Here is a 15,925-nt window from a genome sequence, read left to right as displayed (position 1 = left end):
CCTGTGCCTCTCTTGCAGATTAGGGAGATACCTAGCCGGTCGTCAAGCTATCGTAGTGGAGCGAGCTGTCCCGGACCCGGGTCAGTGCCCACACGAGTAGCCCGCACAGGGCGTAGAAACCACCGAAGACGCAGGAAGCCCACCACCCCCACAGGCTGTACGCCCAGGTGGTCGTGACCGCGCCGAGCGCCGACCCGAGCGAGTAGAAGGCCATGTAGGCGCCGATGACGCTGCTCGCATTCTCGGGGTGCGCAGTGGTCAGCAGATGCTGGCTGCTCACATGCACGGCTTGAACGGCGAAATCGAGTACAACGATTCCGGCGATGAGCAGTGCCAGGGTCGGCCCGGTCCACACGATGAGCAGCCAGGAAGTGGCGAGCACCAGCAGCGACCAACCGCTGATCGTCTGAGCGTGGCCGCCGTCGGCCCATCGGCCCGCCCGGGCGGCGCCGAGGGTTCCCGCGAGCCCGGCCACTCCGAAGAGCCCGATCGCGGTCGTCCCGAACGACCAGGGTTCGGCGCTCAGCGGTAGCGCAAGTCCGCTCCAGAGGGTTCCGAAGGATGCGAAGAGAAAGAAGGCAATCAGCCCCCGGCTCAGGAACATTCGATCCGTGGACACCAGTCGTCCCATCGACCTCAGCGCCCGTCCGTACTGATCTCTGGACGTTCTGGCATCCGGACGCAGCCCGACCTGAGTAATGAGAGCGAGCGCCCCGCACAACACCGCCAGCAGGACATAAATAGCCCGCCACCCCACCGTGTCGCCCAGCACTCCAGCGACAACGCGAACACCGAGGATTCCCAACACCACGCCCGAGGTGACAGCGCCGATATTGCGTCCACGTTCTCCCTCTGGCGACATGGCCGCGACATAGGCCACCGCCACCTGCACAACCACCGCGAACACCCCGGCAACCGCGAGCCCCACCATTGCGACAACCCCATTCGGCGCGACCGCCGTAATCGCAGCACCCACTCCGGCGAGGGCCAGCATCCCGCCGATGAGGCGTCGCCGATCGAGCAAATCACCAAGCGGCACAAGCAAAATCAGCCCCGCGAAGTACCCCACCTGTCCTGCCGCTACCAGTCGCCCCGCCGACTCCGGCGACGAGCCCAGGTCGGCCCTTGCGGCCTCCAGCACAGGCTGAATCGCATAGATCGTGGACACCGCTACGGCACACACCAACGCCAGCACCAACCGCTGCGGTCGCGTAACTCCTGCCATGACGCCTCCGGAAAGTAGCAAAATGCAACTAATCAAACCTAGAGGGTATTAGTTTCAAAATGCAACTCGATACGACTCATCCGCGAGATCGATGACGCTCATCGCGACAGCGCGAGCTGGGTGAATGCCTCGAGCGCCTCGTCGATGGGATGCGGCTGCGGTAGGGAGCCGAATCGGTTCCAGCGCTGCAGGTTCACCGCGAGGGACAATTGCCGAATGCCGTCGGCGCTGGTCATCGACAGTGCTCCGCCGCCCCAGACGGAGCCGTCATGGCCCCAGTGGATGCCGTGACCGGGCACCGTCCGCTTGTGCAGGCCGAGGCCGTAGTCGATGGTCTTGCCCTCGAAGGAGATGACCGGAACGGTGCGCTGCATCTGCGTCAGCGACGACCGGCTGATGATTTCGCCGTCCAGCAGCAGGCCGAAGAAGCGGTTGAGGTCTGTGACGGTCGATATCAGTGAAGCCGCGGGCCCCACCCACGACATGTCGTAGACGCTGTAGTCATGCGGCGGGTCGATCATGCCGAACCACGCCTCGTAGTGGTGTGAGTGGGGTCCGTTGATATGAGGTCCGGTGGGGAGCTCGGTGCCACGCAGGCCGGCGTGCTCGATGACGTTGCGGGTGATGTATTTCTCCGCTGAGGCGCCGCTCACCAACTCCAGAAGTTGGCACAGGAGCAGGTAATTGGTGTTCGAGTACACTCCCGGCGTTTCACCCGGTGCCCTGGTGGCAGGCGCCGAGACCCCCATCTCGATCAGCTCGGTCGGAGGAAATTTTCTGAACCGGTTGTCGTCGAAGCTTTTCGGTGTCGTTTCCGGGAGGGGAGGGGATGCCGCGAGGGACGGGAAGGCCTGCGGAAGGTAGTCGGCGAGTCCGCTGGTGTGGTTGAGCAACATCCGGACCGTGATCGCCGCACCTCGTTCTCCGGGAACCAGCCGCGGCAGGTAGTGGCCTATCGGTGTGTCGAGGGCTATCTCGTCATTCTCGACCTGCTGCAGCACAGCGGCGGCGGCGAAGGTCTTGCTGATGCTGCCGACGCGGTGCCGCATATCGGCTGTGACAGGCCGGCGGGTGGCGATATCGGCGAATCCGGCTGCGCTGCGCCAGATTTCACCGTCGTCTCGCACCTCGGCAAAAATTCCGGGCATACCCGCGTGATGGACGGCATCCAGGGCGGCTTGTAGTTTCTCGGGATCAAGGGTGGTGGTCATGAGACCACTATCGAGAGAGAGACCCCGCGCGGTATTGGAAAAATTCTCCCCAGGCACGGTGCCGTTGCCGTGAAATGGCGGGGAGGTACAGCTCCGGCAGCGCCCCCGGCGTGTGATCCGTGAAGATCGAAACATCCCGGGACAGATGCGCCTGATCGGTATACCCGCTGTCCACCGCGACGTCGGCAATAGGCCGCCCCGCCAGCAGGCCGTCGACCGCATGCCGGAATCGAACCAGCATCGCCGCCCGCTTGGGCGCCAGCCCGATCTGCGCCTCGAACCGCGCCCCCAGCCGCTTATAGCTCCATCCGAGCGATTCGGCGAGCTCGCCGATTCTCACCTGACCACGGGACGCGACTATGCGATTCCACCCGGCGAGCACCTCCGGATCAGGTGTCCGCAACGGCCGCTCACACTGCGCCAGAAACGTTTTCGTCAATGCGAACCGCTCGTCCCAGGTCCGGCTGTCCGCCAGTTGCTCACGCAACCGCAGAGCTCGCGACCCCCACAGATCCTCCAGATCGACAACGCCCCGCCCCAGATCCGCCGGGGAAACGCCCAACAGCGAATACGCCTGTACCGGCGACAACCGCACCTCTACGCACTCAGCCCGCCGGCAACGTACCCGCATAGCCTCGATGGGAAGCCCGACAACGAACCCGCCGAGTTCCCGCCGCCCCACAGCATCGTCGACGACCACCTCCTGATCCCCGAACCCGATCACCACGGTCACCGCCGCAGTCCCCGCAATCCGAAGGTCCAGCCCACCACCACCCACGTCGCGGTAACCGATCATCGCGGCACCCACCGGCTCGATACCGGCCCCGACGGCGAAATCCCAACCCGCATCAGTCTCGCGGCCGAAGTCCACAGCTCCCACCCGTCCAGGCTACGGACATGCGAGCGGTTTCAGCCCAGATAGGGCTGCGCCCGCTGCTCGGCGTGATGTCGCAGCCGCAGCCGCACAGTGTCATGAACCGGAAGGTCTGCAACCTCATCCAGCCCCACGAACCGAACCTCGGTCGACTCATCACTCACCGCGACCTGGCCCCCACGGACCCGCCCGTAAAACGTGACACTGAACTCCTGCCGAATCTCACCATCGGCGTACGCGATGACATGCTCCGGATCGGTGTAAATCCCGAGCAGCCCGGTGATCTCGATATCCAGCCCCGACTCCTCCTTGGTCTCCCGCACCACACACTCCTCGAGCGTCTCCCCGATCTCCATAATTCCCCCCGGCAACGACCAGTTCCCCGAATCCCTCCGCCGCTGCAGAAGAATCGCCCCCTGATCATCGACAACCAGCGCAGATCCACCGGGAACAAGACTGTTTGCCTTGGGCGCATTGGGATCTCGGTAATAGTCACGCCGTCCGCTCATCACTATCTCCTTGAATGCAGGGAGCCGTTGTATCCAATATCTGCCCGACCTGCCCGGCACAGGAATCGATTGCGGCGGAGCCGGGGTCGTGGACTACCGGGAGTAGATCGGCGATTGTGAACGGCTCGCCCACTATGCCGTCTGGCCAGACCGGGGCCCACGACCCGTCGTGGTATTGCAGCCATCCGGCAGGTTGTTCCTCGCCGAAGAGTGCAAGTACGTCATCGACATTCATACGAATCGGTCCCGGCCGGCGGCCGCCCTGGTTGTCGAAATTCGCGGTAGGGCGGTGCCTGCAGGAGCGTTCGTCCTCGATTGGTGATCCTCCATCGGGCGGGACTTGTCTGGGTGCCGTGAGCAAGTCCTGCACCAGCGAGCGCGTTCACCGCCGCCCTGGTGCAGCCTTCCTTGAAACCCGCCTGGTTGCACAGCTGTTGGATGGTCAGTGTCTGCGTCGGATCCAGCGTTGCCAGTGCGGCAAGCACTTTTGCCTGCGGCTCAGTGAGCGGCATCTGTATCCCCTGTCTTGGTGGAGGCCAGGACAACGCCCCGAGCGCTCGCCCTGACGTTATGAGGCCGGTGAGGCTGGGATCCAGGAACTTGCTCGAGCTTGCGAACTGAGCTCTGTTCTGGCCCGGAGCCGCCGCATGCGCGCGACCATGGAACCAGTGGGCAGGTAGCCCACGCATATTCGCCGACAAGATTAGGACTGATCATGGTGGAGTCGTTACGTTTCCTGGGTCGGAGTGGGTCGCCGTCCGGCGGGTGTCCGGCCCTGTACGAAACCGACATCGATACGTTCTTGATCGTGGGCTGGCTGACCGATTCCGGAGCCACGGTCGAAATCCCACATGTGCTACTGGGATTCGCTGAACACGACCTGTTCATCGGTGTGCCGCTCACAGATACAGGGCGAGGAACGTTCACCCTGAGTGGTCAGCAAGTCACCGATGGGGAGACGCTCGCGGTGCTGAAGCTCGAGGAGAATGAAACCGCGATCGTGGTTCCACGCCGCAAGAGGACGTATTTCGGTGCAGCAGCTTGACATTGAAGAAGTCAACAATCTGATTCGCAGCAGCAAGAGCGAGGCGTTTCACCTCGAGTTGCTGGACGACTACGAGTCACCTGGAGGTGATCGGCCGTATCGGAACTGGCTGGCCGGAGGCACCGAGGACGATTACGCCTGGTTCCAGGACTGGCTGAGCCTGGTGCGAGAGATCTCTTCTCGCGGCGCAACGATGCGCCGGGCTCGGGTCGTCACAGTCCCTCTCACTGATTACCAACGGTGGATGCTGGAGATCACCCGGCACAATGTCGACGCAGGGGAGGAGATCCGATACCTGCCAAGGCATCTGGCCGACCGCCTCCAGCTCGGTACAGATGACTGGTGGCTGTTGGACGATGCGATCGTATCCTTCACCACGTTCGATCCGGCCGGCAATTGGGTGGGAGGGGCCGTCACGAGCGACCCCCGAATTGTGGCCTATTGCCAGGGAATTCGAGATTACGCCTGGCGTTTGGCCGTCCCCTATCTCGACTTCCGTGAGTCGGGGGCGCAGTGACCCACAGCGGTGCCGCGCATGAACAACGGGAAGCTCTCGGGGCACGTCTCCGGGAGCTTCGCCGTGACGCCGGACTCACCGGGCGCAAGCTGGCGGATTCGGCCGGCTGGCACGAGTCGAAAACCAGTAAAATCGAGTACGGCAAGCAAACTCCGTCAGAGGCGGACCTTCGGACCTGGTGCACGCTAACCGGCAGCCTCGACGAATTCCCGGACCTTATCGCCTCGCTGCGGAACATCCAGGCTGCGTACATGGAGTTTCGCAGGGTCCTCGGAACCGGCACACGTCGGCGCCAGCGGATGCTCTCGCACATCGAAGGCCAAACCCAGATCATGCGATGGTTCGAGCCCATGATCATTCCTGGCCTCTTGCAGACGCCGGACTACATCGAATGGATTCTCGGCAGAATCATCCGCTTCTACGACATCCCCAATGACATCGACGAGGGTGTGACGGCGCGGATCGAACGCCAGCAGGTGCTGTACCGCGGAACCCGCCGCTTCTCGTTCGTGATTGCCGAGCAGGTGCTCCACACGACTGCGGGACAAGACTCGGTGATGGTCGAACAACTCGATCGACTTCTGACGGCCATGGCCTTGCCTCGCGTGCAATTGGGAATCCTGCCCAGCGCGGCCATCTACGAAGGGCCGGCAACGAACAGCTTCGTCATGTACGACAACAAGCTGGTGATTGTCGAGACAGTCACCGCCGAACTGACAATCACCCAGCCGCGAGAGATCGCGCTGTACGGCAAGCTGTTCGATCTGCTCCGTACACAGACCAGCTACGGCGAGGCCGCCCGCGGTCTGATTCAAAAAGCGATAGCGCAGCGTCGCTGATCCACTGCACTCCATAGGTGGTTTGCCGTCCGTACCCCGCATTCTGGCTGAGCGGATACCTCCGTTCGATGACTGCTCAGCCGCGGAGCTGGGCTTTGAGGCGGGCGGCTTGGCGGGTGAGGTGGTCGCGTTCGGGGAGGTTGGGGGCTGCGTGGGCGGCTTCGGTGTAAAGGGTTGCGGCGGTTGCTGGGTCGCCGGCTCGTTCGTGGAGGTAGGCGGCGACGGCGGTGTAGCGGGGGAGGGTGGGGTCGAGGGGGGTCAGGGCGGCCAGGCCGGCTTGGGGGCCGTCGGCTTCGCCTACTGCTACGGCGCGGTTGAGGTGGGCTACGGGGTTGTCGGTCAGGTGCAGGAGTTCGTCGTACCACTCGACTATTTGTACCCAGTCGGTTTCGTCGGCTGTTCGGGCGTCGGCGTGGAGGGCGGCTATGGCGGCTTGGGCCTGGAATTCGCCCAATCTGTCTCGGGCCAGCGCTGTTTGGAGGATGTCGACGCCCTCGGCGATCAGGCGGGTGTTCCACCGGGTGCGATCCTGTTCGGCCAGGGGGACGAGGCTGCCGTCGGGGCGGGTTCGCGCGGGGCGGCGGGCGTGGTGGAGCAGCATCAGTGCGAGTAGGCCTGCGACCTCCTCATGCTTGGTTTTGACAGCCAGTTGGCGAGTGAGGCGGATTGCCTCTACGGCAAGGTCGACGTCACCGGAGTAGCCCTCGTTGAAGACGAGGTAGAGCACGCGCAGTACGGTGCCGACATCGCCGGGCTGGTCGAAGCGGATGCCTGAGACGGTTCGCTTGGCTCGGCTGATGCGTTGCGCCATAGTCGTTTCCGGCACGAGGTAAGCCTGCGCGATCTGCCTTGTGGTCAGACCGCCTACCGCGCGTAGCGTCAGCGCGACGGCGGAAGCCGGTGTCAGTGAAGGATGCGCGCAGAGAAAATACAGCTGGAGTGTGTCGTCCGCTGCTTCGGTCGGGCCGGGAGCTGGTTCGGCCTCGACCCGCTGTTCCCGGTCGCGACGCGCGGCTTCGGAGCGGTGGGCATCGAGGAACTTGCGCCAGGCGACGGTGACCAGCCAGCCCTTCGGATCAGCGGGCTGCTGGTCCGGCCAGGACAGCGCGGCCTGGATGAGTGCTTCCTGCACAGCGTCTTCGGCCGTCGCGAAGTCGACTCCGCGACGCACGAGGACGCCGATCACCGCGGGAGTCAGCTCCCGCAGCAGCAACTCATCCAGCACCTGATCTGCCCCGGCCGGTCCGGTCACTCGGTGATCGTCGGTGCGTGGCCCAGGAACGGGCGCAATTCGAGCCATTCGTGAATCGGCTTCCCGCCCGCGCCCGGAGCCGCCGACAATTCACCGGCCAGCTCGAGCGCCCGCGCGTACGTATCGACGTCGATCACCATCCACCCGGCGATCACGTCCTTGGTCTCGGCGAACGGTCCGTCGGTGACCGGCGGCCGGCCCTCGCCGTCGAAGCGGACGAACGTCCCCTCCGGAGAGAGCGCCTGACTGTCGACGTACTCGCCGGTGTCCTCGAGCCGGGCGGCGAAGTCGTTCATGTACTGCACGTGGGCCGAGATCTCCTCCGGAGTCCACTGGTCCATCGGCACATCGTTGATTGCCGCGGGCGCGCCACGGTAGTGCTTGAGCAGCAAGTACTTAGCCATTATTTCTCCTTGATGCGGTACAGCCCATTGCGGCCGCTTCACCTCGGGGACGGAGCCGGGTCCGGGATCTCGACATCCCGTCACGACATTTTCCGGCGATCCTGCAACACAACCCGCTCACGAGGATATGACTGCGCCATGGCCGCGGCGTCAACCGGCAGCAGCGCCGAACCATTTCGGTAGGTGGTCGAGCAGGTCCCGCTGATCGTCGCCGACCCACGCCACATGGCCGTCCGGCCGCAGCAGCACCGCGGGCGCGTCCAGTTCCTCGCTGACATCGATGACATGGTCGACTCGATCCGCCCAGCCCTGCACCGATAGCAACCCGGTCTGATCGAGCAGCAATCCGCGACCGTCGTGCATGAGGTCGTAGAGCCGCCCGCGCTTCAGCGTGATGTCGCGCAGCCGCCGTCCGAGGAGTTCGTGCCCCTCGCCGAAGTCGTAGCGCACTCCGATCGCTGTGCTCTTCTCGGTCAGGTACCGATTCACCTCATCGAAGTCCATCAGTTCCGACAGCAGTCGGCGCAAGGCCTGCGGGCCGGGCTCGGTGGACATCAGTTCCGACTGCACACGGGTGTTGTTCAATACATCGGCGGCGACCGGCTGCCGTTCGGATTGGTAGGTGTCCAACAACCCTTCAGGCGCCCAGCCATTGACCACCGCAGCCAGTTTCCAGCCGAGGTTGAAGGCGTCCTGGATACCGAGATTCAGCCCCTGCCCACCCATCGGCGGATGGACATGCGCCGCATCACCGGCCAGCAGCACCCGGCCGACCCGATAGCGCTCGGCCAGGCGAGTGGCGTCGCCGAAACGGGACAGCCAGCGCGGTGAGTGCACGCCGAAGTCGGTCCCGGCGAACACCCGCAGCTGCTGCTTGAACTCTTCGAGGGTCGGCGGAACCGACCGCTCCTCGGCCACACCCTCGGCGGGCACCACAATGCGATAGACCCCATCACCGGAGGGTCCGGCGCCAAACCCCTTGTGCGTCTTGCGAACTTCGGCCACCACGGCGGCCAGCGTCTCCGGCGGCGCGGTCACCTCCATCTCGCCCAGCAGCATCTCGATCCGGGCGGGCTCGCCGGGGAAGCCGACACCGAGCAGCTTGCGCACTGTGCTGCGCCCACCGTCGCAACCGACGAGGTAGCGCGAGCGCAACCGAGTGCCGTCGGCCAGATCGACGGTCACCCCGTCCGCGTCCTGGCTCAGCCCGACCAGTTCGCTGCCGCGCCGGATCTCGACACCGACTTCGATGGCGTGCTCGGCCAGCAGGCGCTCGGTGACCGGCTGCTGAATCCCGAGAACATACGGATGCGCGGTATCCAGCCGCTCGGGCCGCGGCTTGCTGATGCCGCCGAAGTAGCCGCCGAGCGGATGTTGCTTGCCGACCGCAAGGAATCGGTCCAGCAGACCGCGCTGGTCCAGTATCTCGGCACTGCGTACATGCATGCCGAGCGACCGGACGTGTTTGGTCGGCTCGGCCTCCTTCTCCAGCACGACAGCCTGTACGCCGTGCAGCCGAAATTCGCTGGCCAGCATCAAGCCGGTCGGTCCGCCACCGGCAATGATCACATCGATCATGAAAACCCCTTATCTGCTGTGCCACAGGGCATTACGGTCATCAGACCGAAGCGCCGAACCATTTCGGCAGGTGATCGAGCAGATCCTGCTGATCATCACCGACCCACGCCACGTGCCCGTCCGGCCGCAATAGCACCGCGGGTACGTCCAATTCCTCGCTGACGTCGACGACGTGGTCGACTCGATTCGCCCAGCCTGCCACCGACAGCAACCCGGTCTGATCGAGCAGCAGTCCGCGACCGCTGTGCAGCAGCTCGTACAGGCGACCTCGCTTCAGCGCGATGTCCCGCAGCCGCCGCCCCAGCAGTTCGTGCCCCTCACCGAAGTCGTAGCGGATGCCGATCGCAACGATATTCTCGATCAGATACCGGTTCACCACATCGAAGTCCATCAGCTCCGACAGCAGTCGGCGCACCGCCTGCGCGCCAGGCTCGAGAGACATCAGCTCCATCTGCGCGCGGGTGTTGCTCAGCACGTCGGCGGCGACCGGATGCCGTTCGGCCTGATAGCTGTCCAACAGCCCGTCCGGCGCCCAGCCATTGACCGCGGCGGCGAGTTTCCAGCCGAGATTGAACGCGTCCTGGATACCGAGATTCAGCCCCTGCCCACCCATCGGCGGGTGCACATGTGCCGCGTCACCGGCCAGCAGCACCCGGCCGACTCGGTAGTGCTCGGCCTGCCGGGTGGCATCGCCGAATCGGGACAGCCAGCGCGGTGAGTGCACACCGAAGTCCGTGCCCGCGGTCGCCAGCAGCTGCTGTTTCACCTCATCCAAAGTCGGTGGGACGCTGCGGTCTTCGGCCACACCGTCGGCGGGCACAACCAGCCGGAAGATTCCGTTGCCGAGCGGCATGGCGCCGAATCGCAACTGCGTCTTGCGGACTTCGGTCATCACGGAAGTCAGCGTTTCCGCCGCGGCGGTGAGCTCCACCTCGCCCAGCAAGGTGTCCACTGTGCTGGATTCACCGGGGAATTCGACGCCGAGCAGCTTGCGCACCGTGCTGCGGCCGCCATCGCAACCGACGAGGTAGCGCGAGCGCAACCGGGTGCCGTCAGCCAGGTCGACGGTCACTCCCTCGTCGTCCTGGATGAACCCGAGTAGTTCACTGCCACTGCGAATTTCGACGCCGACCTCGAGGGCATGTTCGGTCAGCAGTCGGACGGTGACCGGCTGCGGGATGCTCAGGACGTACGCATGCGAGGTGTCCAGCCGCTCGGGTTGCGGCTTGCTGATACCGGCGAAGAAACCACCGAGCGGGTACTGCTTGCCGAGCGCGAGGAACCGGTCCAGCAGACCGCGCTGGTCCATCACCTCGATGGTGCGCGCGTGCATGCCCAGCGCCCGCACAATCTCGGTCGGCTCAGCATCCTTCTCCAGCACGAGCGCCCGCACACCCTGCAGCTGCAACTCGGTGGCCACCATCAAGCCGGTCGGCCCGCCACCGGCAATGATCACATCAATCATCAAACCCCCTGTTTCCGCTGGTTATGGCTTCGGCTGGAGATTCTGCAGCACCACCGGGGTCTTGCCGCAAGCCCCCGGGTGCGCTATATGTTGAGAGGGGGAAGGGCATACATCCGGACATGGACACTGAGCAGCCGGCAGCGCTCGCACCCGGAATCGCACCACCGCAGCACATCGACCTGGGTGATCTGGTGCTGCGAAACTGGCGGCCCGAGGACCTGATTCCACGGTTCGAAGCGATCACCGCTTCCTTCGATCACATACATCCCTGGATGGACTGGCTCGCCGAACCCATGACACTGGAGCGGCAGCGCGCGTTCAGCACGGCGATGGCGGAAAGCTGGCCGAGTCCCGGGGGCAGTTGCAACTACGGCATTTTCGATACCGCGGGCACTGTGCTGGGTGCGATCGGCATCCACGACCGCGTCGGCCCGCGCACGCTGGAAATCGGTTACTGGTGTCACGCCGCGCATACCGGTCGCGGCGTGATCACCCGTTCCGCTGCCGAGCTGACTCGAATCGCTTTGGCGCTGCCCGGTATCGATCACGCCGAAATCCATTGCGATGCAGCCAATATCCGCAGTGCCGAGGTTGCTCGACGGCTCGGCTACCGTCTCGACCGGATCGAACCACGCGAGGTTCGTGCGCCCGCGGAGTCGGGCCGCGGCATGTTCTGGATCAAAGACCGGCGGGGCTGAGTTTCGATGATCGGTTGCCGTTCGATCCGGTGGTCAGGTTCGCGGGCAGCGGGCCGTGCGGAATGATCGAGGCGCCGAGATACGGATGCCCGCCGAAGATCTGTATTGCGGCGTAGACCGGTTCGATAATGGCCTTACCGTCGGTCGTGGTCCCCTTGTAGTTGCCGATCACGGTGATGCTGCCGTCGGGCCGGTAGCTGTAGGCGGGCGAACCGGAGTCGCCGGGACCGCCGATCCAGCTCCCGGCCGGGGGCGCGACCAGCAGTACGCACGTGCTGGTTCCGGTGCCGGCGGCTTGGCATTTGGCGGTCGGCCCGATCGAGTCCGCGACGCCGCAGGCCTCGTGCATGGCCGCCGTCGTGGGGTTCCATCCCGAATGGCACACTCGCTCACCCGTTTTGACATCGCCTTCGGAGGCGTAGCCGGACGCGGTCAACACAGTGCCGTCCGACAAGGTGATCGACGAGGACAGATCCGCCGACACCGCCGACACCACGGACAGATCGGCGTCATGCGTGCTCTTCAGCGTCGTCATGGTGGTCGCGGGGACACCGTTGAACGCCGTGGACGTAACCTGCTGTCCCACTTCGGAGACCAGATGTGCGACGGTGACATGCCCTACCGGGGCGCCGGAATCATCGGCCCAGGCATAGCCGATCGTGCCGCAGGCCACCGCGGTACAGGCTTGGAACCCGCCACCTGGCGCGGGCAGACCAGGCTGTGCCGAGGCCACGGGCAACACCATCGACGCACTCACGGCCACGGTGGCGACGGCAAATTTGCGAATTGATAACGGTGCGGTCATAGCGCTGATATTTACACCAAAGAATGAGCAGCATCTCACAACGCGCAGAGCCTGATTCAAATGTTTGCCGTGAGTACGCTGCCTGGATGATTGCGCCTGTTGCACACATGCTGTGGCTGCAGATTGCCGCTGGAGTTCGGGCTCTCGGAGGAGGACGATTCGTCGGCCCCGGAACTGTTCCGTGAAGGGTTCCGGGGAACTACCGCTATCTGGAATATGCTGTAATGCGCTGGAGGCCAGTGCGGTACAGCACATTCGCCGTTTCCGCTACTCACCCTCACCGAAGCGGGCAGATGGCGACTCGACGAATGGGACGTGACGCTGACCGCGGTCCAGGACAATCTGTGCAGCGCATTATCGGCGACCGAGCGAGACAGTCTTACCGTGCTGCTGACTCGTGTTCTGGGACTGGCGGAACCGATGCGGACCGGCCGATAAGGGAATGTGACAGCAGGTCATGGACCAGGCTGGGTGGTGGCCCTGTCCAGCTTCTTGCGGGCGGCGGCGAACCAGGCCTGGGTGCCGACCAAGCCGGACTCGATCTCCTTGCGGGCGCCCTGGAATCCGTAGAGTTTCCCGGCGTAACGGGTCAGCACCGCGCCCTCGTGCTCCTCGAGTTCCTCCAGGAGCGCGGTGTCGCCCAGTAGATATGCGACACCGGCGACGTCCCCGGCCGACCAGACATCGCGATAGTCGTCCCACCCGCGCTGCTTCACCGCGACAGCCCGCTCGATCAGCTCTGCTTGCAACGCAGCACGTTCGGCGTCGCTGGGCTGCCGCGACTTCAGATGGTCCCAGCTGATCGGTTCTGCATCGGACAAGTCGGATTCCGTCCCTGTGGTCGGTCGGCAGCGGTGGTGGTGCTCTAGTCCAGCTTTGCATGGGGGAGCTGGGCGAGGGACCGCGGGTGACCGTGTCGGGTAGGCGAAACTGCCTGTCCTGATTGTGCCTTCCCGACACATCGGCTCGTCATTAGCGTTGGTGACGCACCCTGGCCGGCGGGGTGTGTCCACCGAATCGCCAGGGTCGCCGCAGCTCGATGTGCTGTGCGTCCGCTCAGAATCAGGGGTTTTCATGGCCACGACTGCCGGTGCTGTGCTCGGACAAACCAAACGACAAGTCGAGGGTGCACCCACCCGGCCCGGGGTGGTGCTGTTCATCGTGTGCACTGCGATTTTCATGCTGATGCTCGATGCCACCGTCGTGTCGGCCGCACTCGCCGATATCCGGAGTGATTTCGACTCCTCCATCGACGGGCTGCAGTGGGTGATCGACGCCTATGCCCTGCCTCTCGCCGGTCTGCTGCTGACCCTCGGCACGGCCGGTGACCGGTTCGGCCGCAAACGGGTATTCCTGTGCGGCATGGCAGTTTTCACCGGAGCCTCATTGGCGCTGGTGCTGTCGGGAACCATTGTGCAGTTGAATGCGCTGCGGGCCGTCCAAGGTATCGGTGCGGCAATGCTTTTCGCCACCGCACTGCCGCTGCTCGCGGCGGCGTACCCGGATGCACGCGCACGGGCCAAGGCAATCGGGATCTACAGTGCGGTGATGGCCGGGGCGACCGTGGCCGGTCCGGTCTTCGGTGGCGCGCTGGTCACCGCATTCGGGTGGCGATCCATCTTCACGATCAATGTGCCGATCGGAGTGGTGATCTTCGCGCTGGCCCTGCGGCGCCTGCCCGAGACGCCCCGTCATCCCGACCGCCGCACGGATTGGCTTGGATCGATCCTGCTGTCGGGCGGGCTGCTGGCTGGAGTGCTGGGTCTGACCCGCGGTAATGCACTCGGGTGGACCTCCCCGACGATCTGGATGCTCGCGGCCGCATCGGCAGTTCTGCTGACGTTGTTCATGGTGTGGCAGTTCCGCGCCGCCCATCCGCTGTTCGACGTGTCCATGCTGCGTAAGCCAGGATTCGCCCCAATCGCGATCGTCGCGGTGGCACATATGGCGACGCTCATGGCCGCCTCCAACTACCTGGCCATCTTCCTGATCAACACCATGGGCTTCACACCGCTGCAGATGGGCGTGCGCCTGGTGCCGCTGAGTATCGCTGCCCTGATCGCCGCACCTCTGGGAGCGGTACTGGCCAAACGGATTCCGACCGCGGTATCGCTCCCGATCACCATGGGCCTGGTCGTCCTCGGCATGTGGCTGCTGGGCGGTGTCGAAAGTACCGATTCCTGGACGCATTTCGTGCCCGGCATGCTCATAGGCGGCGCGGGACTGGGTGCGATCACGACCGTGAATCAGGCGGCAGCACTGACCTTCGCCTCCGACGAGAACGCGGGTATGGCCAGCGCGACCTTCGGAACCCTGCGCCAGGTCGGCATGGCGGTGGGCGTGGCGGGACTGGGAGCGATGTTCAGCCACCGTGCGCGCGATGCGGCGGCGCACGGACTGGATGCTATCCAGTCCGCCCGCAATGTCACTGTGACGCCAGACCTGCGCGCCCAGTTCTTGGACGGCGTCGCCGCCGGCGGCGGCACCACTGTGGTCCACGCCGTACCGCCGGAATTCGCTTCGGCGACTCCACTATTGACCGGTACCGCACATGCGGCGTCCATCGAAGGCCTGAACGCGCTGTTCACACTCGGTACCGACACCGCCCTGGCCTCCACCATTGCCGCCGCAATCTTCTTCGCGGCCGGGAAGTGGTTCGCTACCCGCCCATAGCGTCACCGAGGCCGGTACCGCTCCCGCCGAAGAACACCGCCGGGGTGGTACCGATTTCGCGGCGGAACGCGGTGATGAACGAACTCGCCGTGGTGTAGCCGACCGCCCGGGCGACCCGCGAAATCGGCTGTCCCGCACCGAGTAGTGGCAGGGCGGAGTTGAGGCGCTCGAGCGCCCGCCAGCGTTCGAAGCTCGTGCCGGTCTCGGATCGGAAGCGTCGCGACAGCGTACGAGACGAGACCGAGAGTTCCCGGGCCCACATATCGAGACTGCGCGCATCCGCGGGATTCTGCTTGAGGGCGAGCGCGACTCGGCGCGCACCAGGATCGGTCGGCAGTACCACCGGCATCACCGTCGCCGGCATGGGAACCATCAGATCCCACAGCACCGCATTGCCGCGAGCGCGCCGGTCGGGGAGGAGGTCACCGAGCGTCGAGAGATACGTCATCAGGGGACCGATCAGCCCTGACGCGTCAACGACGGTGGGCTGCTGCCAATCCAGCGGGCAATCGGCGGCATCGAAGTACAGCGACAACATCTCGGCCGAGGCCGCGGGCACCACCGAATGCGGTGTCCCACCGGGAATCCATAGCGCCCGCGCTCGCTGCACAACCCACCGGCAGTCCTCGGCCACCATCGTGAGCACACCTTCCGGCGCCCAGGTCAGCTGATGCTGCGGGTGTGCGTGCGTCACCAGCCCGGTCGCGGACTGCAGCGGAATCACAATGCTCGGAAAATCCGCGTAGTCGAGGGTGGGGTAGAGATCCTGCCGCATAGGACCAAAGTAGTGGCCCTCATTCGAACTTCTCACTTCTGCGACGGAAATGGGA

At 64.7% G+C, this 15,925-nt stretch carries 16 protein-coding genes; 5 read left to right on the top strand and 11 right to left on the bottom strand.

Annotation, left to right across the window (positions count from 1 at the left end):
* Positions 1-31: 31 nt before the first annotated feature.
* The 4 genes from ABZX86_RS28785 to ABZX86_RS28770 all read right to left on the bottom strand — a co-directional run bounded on the left by ABZX86_RS28785 (position 32) and on the right by ABZX86_RS28770 (position 3,819).
* The gene (locus ABZX86_RS28785) at positions 32-1,225 is read right to left on the bottom strand and encodes an MFS transporter (protein ID WP_355127793.1); all 1,194 of its coding nucleotides are present in this window, start codon (positions 1,223-1,225) and stop codon (positions 32-34) included.
* A gap of 98 nt (positions 1,226-1,323) precedes the next feature.
* Positions 1,324-2,436, bottom strand: a complete 1,113-nt coding sequence (locus tag ABZX86_RS28780) for a serine hydrolase domain-containing protein (RefSeq protein WP_355127792.1) — start codon at positions 2,434-2,436, stop codon at positions 1,324-1,326.
* A gap of 7 nt (positions 2,437-2,443) precedes the next feature.
* Entirely contained in the window at positions 2,444-3,316 is an 873-nt protein-coding gene (locus ABZX86_RS28775) for a helix-turn-helix domain-containing protein (RefSeq protein ID WP_355127791.1), read from the bottom strand.
* Between the two features lie 29 nt (positions 3,317-3,345).
* A complete protein-coding gene (locus ABZX86_RS28770; RefSeq protein WP_355127790.1) occupies positions 3,346-3,819 on the bottom strand; it encodes an NUDIX domain-containing protein in 474 nt (157 codons plus the stop codon).
* A gap of 808 nt (positions 3,820-4,627) precedes the next feature.
* Between ABZX86_RS28770 and ABZX86_RS28765 the strand changes: the two genes are divergently transcribed.
* From ABZX86_RS28765 to ABZX86_RS28755, 3 genes are read left to right on the top strand one after another with little or no spacing between them, the layout of a single operon-like run.
* Positions 4,628-4,864 (top strand): hypothetical protein, encoded by a 237-nt coding sequence (locus ABZX86_RS28765; RefSeq protein WP_355127789.1) that lies wholly within the window; start codon positions 4,628-4,630, stop codon positions 4,862-4,864.
* Positions 4,851-5,381, top strand: coding sequence for a DUF6879 family protein (locus ABZX86_RS28760; protein WP_355127788.1), 531 nt, complete (start codon positions 4,851-4,853; stop codon positions 5,379-5,381). Before ABZX86_RS28765 ends, ABZX86_RS28760 begins: the two co-directional genes overlap by 14 nt.
* A complete protein-coding gene (locus tag ABZX86_RS28755) occupies positions 5,378-6,220 on the top strand; it encodes a helix-turn-helix transcriptional regulator (RefSeq protein ID WP_355127787.1) in 843 nt (280 codons plus the stop codon). Before ABZX86_RS28760 ends, ABZX86_RS28755 begins: the two co-directional genes overlap by 4 nt.
* A gap of 76 nt (positions 6,221-6,296) precedes the next feature.
* On the opposite strand, the gene ABZX86_RS28750 is transcribed toward ABZX86_RS28755, so the two are convergent.
* The 4 genes from ABZX86_RS28750 to rox (ABZX86_RS28735) form a co-directional block, all read right to left on the bottom strand.
* The gene (locus ABZX86_RS28750; protein ID WP_355128290.1) at positions 6,297-7,442 is read right to left on the bottom strand and encodes a sigma-70 family RNA polymerase sigma factor; all 1,146 of its coding nucleotides are present in this window, start codon (positions 7,440-7,442) and stop codon (positions 6,297-6,299) included.
* A 26-nt stretch (positions 7,443-7,468) separates the two neighbouring features.
* Complete coding sequence (locus tag ABZX86_RS28745) at positions 7,469-7,876, bottom strand: YciI family protein (RefSeq protein ID WP_355127786.1); 408 nt, start codon at positions 7,874-7,876, stop codon at positions 7,469-7,471.
* Positions 7,877-8,026: 150 nt separating this feature from the next.
* On the bottom strand, positions 8,027-9,454 hold the full coding sequence (rox, locus tag ABZX86_RS28740) for a rifampin monooxygenase (RefSeq protein ID WP_355127785.1): 1,428 nt from the start codon (positions 9,452-9,454) through the stop codon (positions 8,027-8,029).
* 40 nt (positions 9,455-9,494) lie between these two features.
* Positions 9,495-10,919 (bottom strand): rifampin monooxygenase, encoded by a 1,425-nt coding sequence (rox, locus tag ABZX86_RS28735; RefSeq protein ID WP_355127784.1) that lies wholly within the window; start codon positions 10,917-10,919, stop codon positions 9,495-9,497.
* 119 nt (positions 10,920-11,038) lie between these two features.
* On the opposite strand from rox (ABZX86_RS28735), the gene ABZX86_RS28730 reads away from it, so the two are divergent.
* Positions 11,039-11,617 carry a GNAT family N-acetyltransferase gene (locus tag ABZX86_RS28730; protein WP_355127783.1) on the top strand — a complete coding sequence of 193 codons (579 nt, stop codon included), beginning with the start codon at positions 11,039-11,041 and terminating at the stop codon, positions 11,615-11,617.
* Here ABZX86_RS28730 and ABZX86_RS28725 read toward each other — a convergent pair.
* The gene (locus ABZX86_RS28725) at positions 11,598-12,362 is read right to left on the bottom strand and encodes a hypothetical protein (RefSeq protein WP_355127782.1); all 765 of its coding nucleotides are present in this window, start codon (positions 12,360-12,362) and stop codon (positions 11,598-11,600) included. The genes ABZX86_RS28730 and ABZX86_RS28725 overlap by 20 nt on opposite strands.
* A gap of 515 nt (positions 12,363-12,877) precedes the next feature.
* Positions 12,878-13,243, bottom strand: coding sequence for a hypothetical protein (locus ABZX86_RS28720; protein WP_355127781.1), 366 nt, complete (start codon positions 13,241-13,243; stop codon positions 12,878-12,880).
* 253 nt (positions 13,244-13,496) lie between these two features.
* Here ABZX86_RS28720 and ABZX86_RS28715 point away from each other — a divergent pair, with 253 nt between their 5' ends.
* Complete coding sequence (locus ABZX86_RS28715; RefSeq protein ID WP_355127780.1) at positions 13,497-15,095, top strand: MFS transporter; 1,599 nt, start codon at positions 13,497-13,499, stop codon at positions 15,093-15,095.
* Here ABZX86_RS28715 and ABZX86_RS28710 read toward each other — a convergent pair.
* A complete protein-coding gene (locus ABZX86_RS28710) occupies positions 15,082-15,870 on the bottom strand; it encodes a helix-turn-helix transcriptional regulator (protein WP_355127779.1) in 789 nt (262 codons plus the stop codon). The genes ABZX86_RS28715 and ABZX86_RS28710 overlap by 14 nt on opposite strands.
* Positions 15,871-15,925 lie beyond the last annotated feature (55 nt).

It is taken from the genome of Nocardia sp. NPDC006630 (genome assembly GCF_040611495.1).
In the GTDB taxonomy this organism is placed as follows: domain Bacteria; phylum Actinomycetota; class Actinomycetes; order Mycobacteriales; family Mycobacteriaceae; genus Nocardia.
Note: the sequence above shows the minus strand (reverse complement) of the source record. Positions and strands in the feature narration are given on the sequence as shown.